Below are 12890 nucleotides of genomic sequence, written 5' to 3'. Positions count from 1 at the left end.
GCTTTTATTTGATGGCCAGAGCAACAGGGTCCGTGATTCACTTATGAAATCTGCGGGATAAAATTCCCCACCCTGTGCCTGGGGAATTTATTTTGCAAAAGTGGGGATTTTAGGCTTGCAAAAAACAGTAAAGAACAAAAAGTAAAAATCACGGCCCGGAGGACGGCTCCCTCCGGGCACTTCGAACCTGTCCAGTTGATGCGGCGAGGGTGTTCAGTTTGAAGCGGTCAGGGTGTTCAATCTGAAACGGTCGAGGTGTTTATTTTAAGCGGAATATGCAGACCCCAATGCCCCCCTTTTAACTAACAGCGGCAAGACCACCTGGTACGGCTTCGCGAAAGCCATCCGCGAACAGATGCTATACAGTGACAAAAACCAAAAACTTGCAAACATTTTGCCGATCAATTCAGATGAATATCCTCTGCCGGCAAAACGCCCGAAGAATTCTGTTCTATTGTGTGAGAAGATAGAGAGGATTTTTTTGATAAAAGATCCGGATTGGCTAGAAACTTTTTCCAACGTAAACGATTCTGATATTTTCAAATACTGATTCGTACATATAACCTGTAAGATCAAACTGATCAAAAAAACCGGCAGGCTAATAATACATTTGTGAATTTGCAATACAAAAATATTAATCAAGAACTGCGTAGGTTCTTGTATTGATCCAAGAAGAAGATCATGTGATCAAATCCCAATTTAATGGGGTGCCCCTTTTTATATTATTCTTTGCTTTTTTACCAAGTATATTTTTGATATATTTAGGAGGGAGCCCATAGCCTGGCCTTATAGAGCGGATATTATTTTCGGTAAATATTTCGCCTTCTTCTACATCTTCAACTACAAACAACGACCTTCCAATCAATCTATTTTTCTGTGTTGATTCTAAATTATAATTTATTTTTCCTAGAGCTTTCTCTGCCTCTCTTACTGAATCTACCATTTTTTTAAACTCATCTGGTTCTAAAGAAAAGCTTGAGTCAGGTCCTCCTATTGATTTATCTAAGATGAAATGTTTCTCTATCGCTCTTGCTCCTAAAACTATAGACACTATAGGGGCTGTTATTCCTAATGTGTGATCGGACAACCCTACCTCTACTTCAAAGGTCTCTTTCATGTTAGGTATCATCAATAAATTTGCATCTTCAACCTTTGCAGGATATGAAGAAGTACATTTCATAAGCATTATTTGATTATTATTCATCCTTCTGCAAGAAACAACAGCATCGCAAATTTCTGATAGTGATGCCACTCCAGTTGACATTATCATTGGCTTACCTTTTGAAGCAATATACTCTATTAATGGGATATCCATAAGTTCGAAAGATGCAATTTTATATGCAGGTACATTCAACCCTTCTAGAAAATCTGCAGCTGTTTTATCAAAAGGGGAAGAAAAAAAGATAAGCCCTAGTCTATTTGCATAATCCATTAGTTCCTCATGCCATTCCCAAGGAGTATAAGCTTCGCTGTACAAATCATAAAGAGTTCTTCCATCCCAAATTGTTCCAATATCCAATTTAAAATAGTCATTGTTACAATCAATAGTCAATGTATCCGCACGGTATGTTTGTAATTTTATAGCATCTGCGCCGGAATCTTTCACGGCATCTATAGTTTTTTTTGCGATAGCAATATCATGCCCGTGATTTGCAGAAAGTTCTGCAATAATAAAAACTTTATTACTAGTATCAAAAAAATCAATATTCATTAAAAAGCACCTCTTTTCAGGGTGAACTTCAACATATTATCTTTAGTGCAAACTTCTTTAAAATTCAGGCCTTCAAATAATTTTTTCGAAGCAATGTTGTTTTCAAAGACAAACGCAATGATTTCCTCAATTTGTTCATTTTCATTTAAAAATTTCACAATACCCTTATGTAAAATTGCCTTTGATAAACCTTTATTTCTTAGTTCTTCTGATAAGCTTATACTTACTGTTGCAGAAAGATTTTCGATGTAAAATCTTACCTGCCCTAAAAATGATTTCTCTTTATCTGTAACTACATAAAAAACTACATTTGGGTCTTTTAGAACTTTTGTAAACCAACTAACATGATTATTCCAATCAATTTTATTTTTATTTATTGAATAGCGTCTTACGTCGTCTTGGTTAGATAACTCAAAAATACCCTTCATATCTGTATTTTTAACCATTCTTAAAATAAGGTTATCAATTCTATGTGAATTATATAATAGTGCATCAACTACTCTTTTCCTCCCAAACCCATCTATCAAATTATTCATTTTATTAACTAGTATTTCTCTAAGATTAATTGTTTTCATGTCGATAAAAAGCCTTTTAAGATCAGCTACAAAATTTTCAGCATCAATCTCCAACGCAACTCTTGGATCAATATAGTTTCTTATTGCAGATATATTGTTCTTCTGATTGTCAACAACCTGTACAGCAATAAACGGTGTCTGAGTCGCAATGAGTTCGTATATCGTTTGACCTGCAGCCGAAACTGCCAAATCAGAATTAAGCATTAGCTGACATATTTTATCTTCTGACAAGTTAACATGATAGAACACATTTATTAAATTTTTAGATTCTGGCTTTGAGCCAGCAATTATTATATTAAAAACAACATCCTTATTTTCTATGCATATTTCATCTATGATTAAAGAAGTTAAATTCCTAACATCAGTTCCACCCATAACTACTAAAACCCTGAGCTTATTTTCTCTTAGGATATTCCTTTTTTGTCCAATAAAAGAGGATCTTAAAATAACATATCTGGAGCCTATTAAGAGGTCATTATCCAATGAGGTAGAATAAAAAACTCCACTTGAGTCCAAAGCAGGATTAAGAATAATTCCCTTTGGGTAAACCAATCTGCCATAGTCATCTATGTATAAAGCTTTTTTTGATTTTGATGCAATAATATCGTATAGTTCTTTTTCAGCTTTGTATGAGTCAACAATTACGAAATCTTCATTTGTAATATTGTTGTTTAAATATTCCTTTTTTAACCAATTTTCTTTAATGAATTCCCTGCTTTTTAAAAATTCATATTTTTCAATATTTCCAAATACTATTAATTTAACATTTATACCTCTAGTGTATATCTCATCATAGAGGGATATGCATCTAGAAAGATGACCCAATCCTATATATTTACCACCTTCAGTTAAAATTATGACTGTCATTATAACCGAACCTTGCTATTTAATATCTTTCTGTTCTACATGTGCATTAAGACCGAAAAGTTCCTCGTTTAAGTAAAATAATTCTAGAATATCCTGAATGTAGAAATTATGCTTGCCTTTGTATAAATGTTTATAGATACTACTTATTAAAATATAGTCATCTTCAGTGTCTAGAGTCCAACGATATTTTGAATAATCAAAATCGTTTTTATAATAAAAAATATTGTTTGAGTTCTCATAAATATAGGGTGTAACATGTTCACGTTGGTATTTTTCTGAAGCGTTCTTGTATGCATTTTCTAATACTTGTATAGAGAAGACTTCTGTGTCAAGTCCTCTTGGAAATGTTCTATTTGATATATCTGATCCGGCATTGGTTACAATGTCATATTTATTTGCCTGATGGAAGTCCACAATTTTATCTATTACTTTTGGATCAATAAGGGGACAATCTGACGTGATCCGGACCACGACATCTATCTCATACTGTTTGGCGGCCCAAAAGTACCTTGAAAGTACGTCTTCCTCACTTCCTCTGAAAATATTTACCCCGCATCTTAATGCTTCTGCTTCAATTATGTCATCTCTTTCGTGGGTTGTAGTTGCTATAACAATCACATCAATTAAATTTGACTGTTGGATTCTTTCGATAACGTGTGCTAGGACAGTTTTTCCTTCAATATCTTTCATTACTTTTCCTGGCAACCTTTTTGAACCCATCCTTGCCTGAACAATAGCACCTATTTTCATTGATATTCCTACTTTCGGTAATGATTTAGCACCTTGTTAACACCATTAATTACATCGGCAACATCACTATCTGTCATGAGTGGAAACAATGGGAGAGTAATAATATTATCGTATAGTACTTCCGCGTTTGGACAAATGCCTTTTTTATAGCCCAATTTTTTATAATAAGGATGAAAATAGACTGGAATATAATGAACATTTACCCCAATATTTTCTGCCTGAAGCGCCTCAAATATATCTTTACGTGTACAAGTGATGAAATCTGAATTAAGTTTTATTACATATAGATGCCAACCTGAATTTGAATAATCTGCTTCATATGGAGTCACAACTTCTTTTAGGTCTTTAAATGCCTCATTGTATATTTTTACAACATCTCTTCTTCGTTTAATAAATCCGTTAATTTTGTCCATTTGGCTTGTTCCCAAGGCACTTTGAAGGTCTGTTAAACGGTAATTATAACCAAGGGACTGCTGTTCATAATACCATGGACCATGCTTATCACTTAACATTTCCTTATCTCTTGTGATTCCGTGTGTTCTAAAAATCCTCATCCTGTCATATAGTTCCTCGCTGTTGGTAGTTACAACCCCTCCTTCTCCTGTTGTTATCATTTTTACAGGATGAAAGCTAAACTCTACCATATCGGCTTGACTTCCGACTTTTCGCCCTTTGTATTCGCTACCTAATGCGTGAGCAGCATCTTCAATAACATATAAACCATGCTTCTCAGCTATTTCTTTGATTTTATCCATATCAACAGATTGCCCGGTAAAGTCTACAGGAATAATAGCTTTAGTCTTATTTGAAATTTTGTCTTCAATTAAGTTTGGATCAATGTTATATGTTAAAGGATCAACATCCACAAAAACAGGAATTCCTCCGCAGTATAGTACAGCATTAGCTGAAGCTGCAAACGTAATGGGGCTGACTATAACCTCGTCTCCTTCTTTTATACCCGCGGCAAAACAAGCAACATGAAGTGCAGCTGTTCCATTAGAAACAGCAACAGCATATCGGGAGCCGACATAATTTGCAATTTTTTCTTCAAATGCATTTACACATGGACCTGTTGTCAAATAATCGCCTTTCAGCACGGTTATTACTGCTTCTATATCACTATTGTCAATGAATTGTTTCCCATAAGATAAATATGTACTACGAATAGGCTTACCGCCTAAAATAGCCAATTTATCCATCTCAGCGCCTCCTTACTATAAACCGAGTTCTTCAATTTTTCTTTTTATTGTTTTAACATCTAACCATTGAGTGTTTTCGCCGGAATTGTACTCCCAACCTTCTTTAATTAATAATCCACCTTCTTTAAAATAATTATCTTTCGACCACCAAATGTAGTTCGGGTAAATTATATAATGATCACCATAGTCATACGTTCCGCGTGAGTCATCACTTGTAATCATAATTTCATGGATTTTTTCCCCTTCTCTAATTCCTATGACATTGATTTTACCACCTGGATTAAGAGCTTCTGCAATATCAATTATCTTGTATGATGGATTTTTATATACATATGTCTCTCCGCCTTTAGACTCTTTCAATGCTTTAACAACTAGATCAACTGCATCATCTAATGTCATCCAAAACCTGGTCATTCGAATGTCAGTAATTGGAAGTTCATTTACACCATCATTGAGAAGTTTTCTAAAAAAAGGAATAACAGATCCTCTACTGCCAGATACATTCCCATAACGTACTACAGAGAAAACAGTTCCGGCTCCTCCACGGTAAGAATTCGCAGATATAAAAAGTTTATCTGAGACTAATTTAGTTCCACCGTATAAATTAATTGGATTGACAGCCTTATCCGTTGATAGTGCTACTACTTTTTCTACTTCCCTGTCAAGTGCAGCATCTATTATATTCTGTGCACCATTTATGTTTGTTTTGATTGCTTCAAATGGGTTATACTCGCACGCTGGAACTTGTTTCATTGCTGCAGCATGAATTACAAAATTTACGTCTTTAAAGGCTCGATAAAGTCTGTCCTTGTCTCTTACATCTCCAATAAAAAATCTCAATTTAGAAACCTTATCTGGATACTTTTGTGTAAAATCTTTTTTCATATTATCTTGTTTAAATTCATCCCTTGAATAGATTATTATTTTCTTAGGATTGTATTTCGACAATATTATCTCAGTAAATCTTTTACCAAAAGACCCAGTTCCACCAGTAATTAATATTGATTTATTATTATACATTAAAAATTCTCCTTTATTATTTAATAAATTTAAAATACTTAAAATATATAAACTAAATAACATTATCTTTATGTATTTTATATTATTTATCTGTTAGTATTTTATTTAATTTATATTTTGAAGTATCATAATCCTCAAAAAGTATTTTTTATTAAATTTCAACCCTTCGCTTTTATGTATACAATTTAAAATATCACTGGAATTATTTGCCAACATAACATAATTATTTTCTATAAGAACTTTCATATATTCAATTCCTGGCAAATTTATCAAAATAGTTTTTAAATTCATTGCTAATCCTTCATATAACAAAGTAGAATTTACACCTACTTGAAATTCTGACTTTGCTAAAAGCTCATAAGTATTTATTTGGTTATCATTTATTATATTAAAATTGCTTAATTTACTAGCGGTCTTTAACTGAGGATAAATGCTTTCCCAAATATTTATTTCACTTGGATGTAATTTATAATCAATTAAAAATTCAGAATTATTTAATGCAAATTCATAAGCTATTTGGGACAGTTGAATCCCAATTATTCCTTGAGATATAAATATTATTTTATTTTTATTTTTTTTTATTTTAGAAATTTTTTTTAATTGAGAATCTAAATATGGATATCCATAATAGATTTTATTATTATTGTCCAAAGGAATATTAGTAATATCATCCCAATATTTACCGAACAAAAATATCATATCAGGGAAATATCTAACTTTTCTTAAATTATAATTATATCCTAAGTGCTCATCAGACATTGTTCCATGTTGTATCTCAATAACCTTTATTTTATTTACTTGAGCAGCAAATATTAAAGCTTCTAAACCATAAGAACAAATCAAAAAAACATATTTTAACTTAGATTTTAAAAATAGTTTATTGTAATATAAATAATCATATTTAAATTTTAATACAGAATCTATAATTATTTTCATTAAATCTATATTAACATTTAATCTAAAATAAATTTCTTTTTCAATTTTTTTTATATTGTTTATTTCGTCTTGTGTTAAATCTATTTTTTTAAATATCTTATATAAAATAAATAAACTATTTAAAGAACGAAGAATCTTACAATTTCTGTAAGCAATATATTTTGTTAAATGTAAATCAACAAAACTATATTTTATATCATTAATACTTTGCAATTCACTTTCTAAAAAAACAGTATAAATATCTTGATATTTATTTTCATACCATGTTTTTCTTGGACTTCTAAAAACAATAACATTAATATCCTTATTTTTTATTTTATGTTGTATATTAAATATAATTATAAATATATCTTCAATGATTTTATTTACAGATTTTCTTAAAATATTCGTTCTGACATTTGGATGTGATTCTTGAAAAATATTTTTTTTAATTAATATTTTATAAGCAATATTTAATCTAATTAATTTCCAAAAATATACATGATCAATAGATTGTTCAAATAGGTCATATTTTGTTCTATTAATTTTATCGTATTTATTACTTCACAATATGAACTTATCAAGCTATACACCTTAATTCTTTATAAATATCTTTTTGTTAGAATATTAACTAAACTTTATAGAAAAATGAAATATTAAATCTTTTAATAATTCATTAATAATCGACAGAAAATGCACTATAGATTTTTTCTCAGTAAGATTTATTTACCACACTAAAACAATGCCACAAAGAAGCCTCCACTATGAAAAATATCACTTTTCTTGTATTCGAGTATAAATCTACTACAAGAAATGATCCATTCTTTCTTAGGTTCAAATATTGTTTGTTTTTAAGTAAACAAAGAGGTACAAATTTTTGTTAATTTTCTGGATATGATGTTTTAATTTTTGTAAGACATACTATCTTTGCAATTGCAACATAAGACTTTCTAATGATATGAGCTTTTTGATTAAAAAGTGCAATATTGAATTAACTCTCTAGCATCAGATGCCCTTAGCCTTCCGAAATCTTATGGAATTATTTATCTCAACAGCATCCAACAAATCATTAATAGTAAGAAAGGAATTTGGCATTCTTCTTGAAGTATTTGTTAAAACTTTGACTGACATACTAAAGAACAAACTGCTTAAGTGTGCATGTAAATTACAAAATATTTTAAAAGTTCGCCGATTATTGAATTATCAAGTTACTGTAAACCTTATTATGTCCGTACTTAAAGTATTAATAAAAAAGTCAATAATGTTATTTTAATAGTTTAAATATATTCCAAGGCATTTTATAAACTTTTGAAGATAAATACCACACAAGTAAAAAAGTGCAAAATGAAGTAATCGTTGTTGCCTGTGCTGCTCCAATTGGTCCATTCCTTTTTATAAAAATGTAATTTAACCCAATATTCAACAAAGACGTTGTAATTGTCGCCAAAGCTAAGTACTTTGTCTTTTCTGCATAAAAGATATAATTTACAACCATGTAGTACATCCCTGTAAAGGCGAAACCTAATGATATCCATAAAACATATACATAAGATCCTTGAAATTCCTTCCCTACAAAAATCTGTATTATCGATGGCGCTGACATTCCATAAATAAGGGTTCCCAACAAAATTATTATAAAGTATAAATATGTCAACTTAACTATTTTAATATTTGTTACATACGATTTTTGATTCAGCTTTTTAAAAAGCCATGGGGAATATGCATGATTAAATGCTGTCACAAAAAGTAATATTAGACTGCCTAATTGGAATCCAACTGTAAACAGACCCGTTTCTGCAAGACCAATCATTTTAGAAATAAAAATCCTGTTTATTGAGGAATTTAAAATGCCGGCTAATGCGTGGGGAATCAAAGGAATACCAAAATTAAGTGCATGTTTTAAATATATTTTATCAATAGAAAAATATATACTAGCGCTATTTTTCATGATCATTAACCCAATCGGAGCAAATATAAATGGAGCTGAAACAATCGCAAACACTTGTCCGCGCCAGTTTAAGTTAATCATTACGACAAAAATTATTGACATAATAGCACGAAAAATAGTTCTAGTATTAATGAACAAACCATAATGGCGCGGCTTATTACGTACCTGCCAGTGGGCCAGTATTATATTATTAATACTTAATGCAGTTGCTGAAACAGGGACTAACCAAAGCCACGAAGCTGGAAAAGAAAAAAGATTTGAAATGGCTGACTTTGTCACAAGAACTAAAAGTGTAAAAATGGCTCCGATGTACATAGTTGCCATAACTACTGTACCGAAGTAAACAGGTGCTTGAAATCTATCCTCTGCAAAATATGCCCTCGAGTATGCCCCGGCAAAATTACATCCACCTAAAGCAACTGCAATTGATAACATTATATTAAAAACAGAAACATAACCATAATCTTCTGGGGAAAGATATCTGGTCAAAACAGGGAGAAGAAAAAAAGGGATAGCACTGTTTATGAGAGAGAAAATGCCATAAGTTCCAGCAGAACGAAGTAAATCAGTTTTGGAGATAGTTCTAAATGTTTTTACAATCTGCATGTCTTTAAGACCCCCAAAAATGTTATGGCAAGTTACTTTATGAATAGCAAAAATATAATAAGTTTCAGGAGTAGTTAGTAAAAACTTGTGTCTTTGCGTTTCAGATTGCATTACACAGTATTATAAATCACTGCTATATCCAAAATGGTCAAGTTTCACTTTAAAAAAGATGTAAAATATCCCGGTATTAATTTATAAAGATACACCAAAAAAGATAATTATGTTCACCACCTTTTCTTAACATCTAGGCACGTTACTTGTTTTATAAAATAACATCTCCGAAAAAAGAAAATAAAACAACAGAAAATCCATAGGACCTACAAATGCTCCTGTATCTGTGCTGATTCTAAGTAGTAGGGCAATGCCAATAAACCCAAGCAAGATGCTTCGAAATGCTTTCCTAATAATGCCGATTATAATCAGCATTATTAGAATTATGCTCCCAATACCCATGAAAGAGTGGAAATTAAGGAAAGAGTTATGTAAATTAAAACTCCATTGCTCCATATAATTTATTGTAGATAGTTTAGCGCCAAGTAATATCCCTTTCATAGAAGCAATATTTTTCATGTAGTTACCAGCTATTTCAATTCTAGGGTTATTATTAATATCTTCATACGTAAAACGCATAGTAACTTTAACTATAAATTCTATTTGCGGCTTAAATAAATGATAGGATAAAAGAAAAAAAAGAACCATCAAAAAAAAGAATAGAATTGCCTTTACCTTGTGATTTTTTAATTTATACATGATAATCCCTACAAGTATTATTCCAGAAGATATAATCCCAGACCTCCCAAGACTCCAAACAGAAATAATGAATCCACAACAAGCAGGCCAAATTGAGATTTTACAGTTAATTCCTTTTTTTAATTGACATATATAAAACAAACTACTACCGAAAATCGCAAGCCAGGAAAAAGTGTTCCGGCTAGATTGTGTAAAAACAAAATTTGGATCAGTTCCCTTAATGATTATAAAAAACGAAAATAGGATAAATAATATTATTGGAGTTGCAATTATTTTCAACTTAATTTTTTGCTGACTCAGAAGATAACCATTTAACAAGCTACTTAATATCGAGATGATATTAAGTACAGATAAATTTATTTCTCTATTTTGAATTAAGGCAGACGCAATGATGAAAAAAGTAGATAAACATATGTAAAATATAAGTAAATAAATATTTTTTTTAAACTTAAGCCTCTGATTACAAGCTAGAAAAATTAACGGAGAAAGAGCTATCAGTAAATACCATAAAATAGGGTAGGAAAAAAAATTTAAAAACATGCTTACATATAATAATGCAACGTATATCGAAAATAAGTGCGTTTGTTTTGTCTGCACTTTCCATTGTCCCTCCGATCTAAGGTAACTATCGATAGATCTTATCATTCAAATCGACCAATAAAACCTACTGTTCTTTCCTTTAATAAACCCCATCTCAACATTTAGTGGAGTCAAGAATTCCCGGACAGACACTCTGCAAGAAAGCCAGGTAGTTCTGCTTCCAATTCGGAGTCCAAAATTCTTCCGCAATTAATGGATCAATTCTGCCGCTACTACAGTCCTGAATCTTCGTTACGAGGTCGTCAGCATCTGAAAAGACAGTGAAAGGGTGAGTTGGATAAGAAAATTTCGCCTTGGGAGTGTCCCATAAAAAGATTCTATTCACCAAACCAATTGCCTCGAACAGCCCTGTTGAAACTTCGCTAACGACAATATCAGTTGTTTCAAAGGCTTCTAATAGCTCTTTATCCCATTCAATAATGACATCACCAGCTTTTCGACCATATGACCGAAGCACGCGCTCTCTCTCCAGTGGGTGAGGACGAAACACAGTCCGATAATTTGATCCAAGCTCTTTTGCCAGAACAGTACAAAAGGATAGATACTTCTCCGTTTCAATTCCGTCTCCGAGCACAATCAGGTCTATTTTCTGCCGATTTGAACTCATTATACGCTTCAAAGATTCTGTGCGATCAGGGTTACCGATATTCAATTTCATAACAGGGGCGTTTATCTGGTCGGTCCACCACTTCCCGTAGCTAAGAAAGTATTGGGGAAGCGTTTTTTTATACTCTTCACTCGATCGCAAGGCTTCAGCGAAGTTATACGCATAGTGCCCTGCAGTGACCATACCGTGTTGATATTCGGCGGTAATGATGCCACTGTCATGAGCGATCGTATTGATAACGGAGGAGCAACCATAACACCCCTCCTCTCGAATCAGAATCCGCGTCCCAGTTTGTTGGAAGAGACGTGAGTACAAGTGCCTCCTCACGGGAAGAGCCGCTATATTATTTGCAAGAATAGTTGTTAAAAAATTGCTCCGCTCCTCCGAAAGCGACCAATCGAGCAGATTTCGGGCTCTTCGTGTTACGAATTCTATTAGGGCCTTAGCACACTCACGGTGTTTTACACTGGTGAAAAACTTGCCGTAAAGCGAGGATATCCCCAAAATAGGAGCGTCGAATAAAACTCTGTTGTTATACCGTGGAAAAGGCCAGTGCCAGTCGACAAACAAAGCTTCCAACGTAATAGTTTTATCTGCTGCAGCAAACGCGAAGTGGTCCGATAGGCGGTTTAAATAGAGTTCGTTACGCAACACGTGACTCCCGGAAGCAGAGATCAGAATAGATCCCTTAAGATCCCGCCCCTTAAGAATATTGTGAGCGCAGGATTTCAATACTGCAAGATAAGCACTTTGAGGACGAGGTGTGCATTGTTCAGATTGCAAGGGCACCTCGTAAAGAAGATCTCTTATGATAAAGCAGATAAAGACATTACGAATCAAGGGCCACATTAAATACCCTGTCTCGGGGCATCTGAAGTTGAGGATTCCTTCGTCATTTTCTATCTCGAGAATATCCTGTAGCGTAATCATCGGTTTTACACGAACCTCTCTCTCACTAACGCGCATATCTCGCTGGAACTGCATTCTGCAACACAAACTCCGCTATCAGCCAGTCTCTCCAACGTGTCAATGTCGATAGAGATAAGATAAATAGATGGTTATTGAACTAAAATACCAGGTAATTCCTTATGACATACAATAAATTAGCAAAATCTATAATTCGCATTCTTTAAACTAATTAATAGCTAAATGTTTTTTAATTATTATTTTTAATTTGACTATAATTTATTCAACTAGAAAATGTCAATATTTTAATCACACGTGTCCAAGATAGGAAAATAAAAAAGTAAAGCCTCCGTTATTGGGATATCATTAAGTTGCGACACAAAAGAATCCCAAAGAAACCACGGAGGCAGAACAATGATAAAGTGCATGAGCCTAT

General features: G+C 32.6%; 9 protein-coding genes. All 9 read right to left on the bottom strand.

Going from position 1 to position 12890, the window contains the following annotated elements; translation table 11 throughout:
• Nucleotides 1–679: 679 nt before the first annotated feature.
• A complete protein-coding gene (gene pseI, locus OLM33_09845) occupies nt 680–1711 on the bottom strand; it encodes a pseudaminic acid synthase (GenBank protein MCW1713954.1) in 1032 nt (343 codons plus the stop codon).
• Entirely contained in the window at nt 1711–3153 is a 1443-nt protein-coding gene (locus tag OLM33_09840; GenBank protein ID MCW1713953.1) for a bifunctional UDP-2,4-diacetamido-2,4,6-trideoxy-beta-L-altropyranose hydrolase/GNAT family N-acetyltransferase, read from the bottom strand. The genes pseI and OLM33_09840 overlap by 1 nt, the downstream gene beginning before the upstream one ends.
• A gap of 15 nt (nt 3154–3168) precedes the next feature.
• Nucleotides 3169–3903 (bottom strand): glycosyltransferase family protein, encoded by a 735-nt coding sequence (locus tag OLM33_09835; protein MCW1713952.1) that lies wholly within the window; start codon nt 3901–3903, stop codon nt 3169–3171.
• An 8-nt stretch (nt 3904–3911) separates the two neighbouring features.
• A complete protein-coding gene (gene pseC, locus OLM33_09830; protein MCW1713951.1) occupies nt 3912–5102 on the bottom strand; it encodes a UDP-4-amino-4,6-dideoxy-N-acetyl-beta-L-altrosamine transaminase in 1191 nt (396 codons plus the stop codon).
• A 15-nt stretch (nt 5103–5117) separates the two neighbouring features.
• The gene (gene pseB / locus OLM33_09825) at nt 5118–6122 is read right to left on the bottom strand and encodes a UDP-N-acetylglucosamine 4,6-dehydratase (inverting) (protein ID MCW1713950.1); all 1005 of its coding nucleotides are present in this window, start codon (nt 6120–6122) and stop codon (nt 5118–5120) included.
• A 105-nt stretch (nt 6123–6227) separates the two neighbouring features.
• Nucleotides 6228–7271: a hypothetical protein gene (locus OLM33_09820; protein MCW1713949.1), complete on the bottom strand. Its 1044-nt coding sequence runs from the start codon at nt 7269–7271 to the stop codon at nt 6228–6230.
• Nucleotides 7272–8301: 1030 nt separating this feature from the next.
• A complete protein-coding gene (locus OLM33_09815; GenBank protein ID MCW1713948.1) occupies nt 8302–9591 on the bottom strand; it encodes a polysaccharide biosynthesis C-terminal domain-containing protein in 1290 nt (429 codons plus the stop codon).
• A gap of 237 nt (nt 9592–9828) precedes the next feature.
• Nucleotides 9829–10881, bottom strand: a complete 1053-nt coding sequence (locus OLM33_09810) for a hypothetical protein (GenBank protein MCW1713947.1) — start codon at nt 10879–10881, stop codon at nt 9829–9831.
• Nucleotides 10882–11035: 154 nt separating this feature from the next.
• Nucleotides 11036–12532, bottom strand: coding sequence for a hypothetical protein (locus tag OLM33_09805; GenBank protein MCW1713946.1), 1497 nt, complete (start codon nt 12530–12532; stop codon nt 11036–11038).
• Nucleotides 12533–12890 lie beyond the last annotated feature (358 nt).

It is taken from the genome of Synergistaceae bacterium DZ-S4, from assembly GCA_025943965.1.
Classification (GTDB): domain Bacteria; phylum Synergistota; class Synergistia; order Synergistales; family Synergistaceae; genus Caenicola; species Caenicola nitritireducens.
The sequence above is the reverse complement of the archived record's forward strand: the minus strand, read 5'-3'. Positions and strand labels throughout refer to the sequence as shown.